1 protein-coding gene is annotated in these 622 nt (G+C 46.8%); it reads right to left on the minus strand.

Translation table 11 applies throughout. From position 1 onward, the window contains the following. Positions 1-622: DUF1176 domain-containing protein (locus tag ACS8FC_RS18810; RefSeq protein WP_439297909.1), on the minus strand; the 622-nt coding region annotated here is incomplete at both ends.

Consider the following 622-nt stretch of genomic DNA (forward strand, 5'->3'; position numbering starts at 1 on the left):
TGACTTGTCTGATAGATTTGGGCAGTCAGCATCGGCATCTTTCATCGTTCCTTTCATCAATGAGGCCAATTGAGAGGATCTCATGACAAACTTTTTATCGCTAGCAGCAGACTGGCCACTAGGCTCTACAAAACGCAGTACTGGTACAGCTTTGGGTGGCAATACACTGCTGTTAGATTTTACGGCCTCATTGCTATTTATAAAGGCGCTTGGTGTGCCTACTCTTCCTTGGACATCATCAGCTTTTAGCATCACTGCACTAGCGCCTTTATCTGAAAGCTGCCAGCGTGAGTTGCGCAGTGCTAGCGTAATCTTACTTGATCTTTGAAGCGCGCTTAGCAGTGCTGTAACCTGTGCTTGGGTTAGCTCAGCACTGCCTGCTGCTGCAGAATACGGCTTGGTTTCGCCATAATTTCGATCGTTAATAAATAGTGATATTCGGTGACGGTTACCCAATTGCATTAAGGCTTTAGAAGAGCTGTCTTTAGCGCCACCAAGCTTTACTTTACCATCCACGCCAGCATCTGCACCTGCACGGCGAGTCAGCAATATAGATACAGGGAACTCACTGTTATTGTCTGCTTGATATCCTGCCAGCCGACAAGTACGGGTATTATCACAG

This window comes from Psychrobacter sp. 1Y4, from assembly GCF_051847555.1.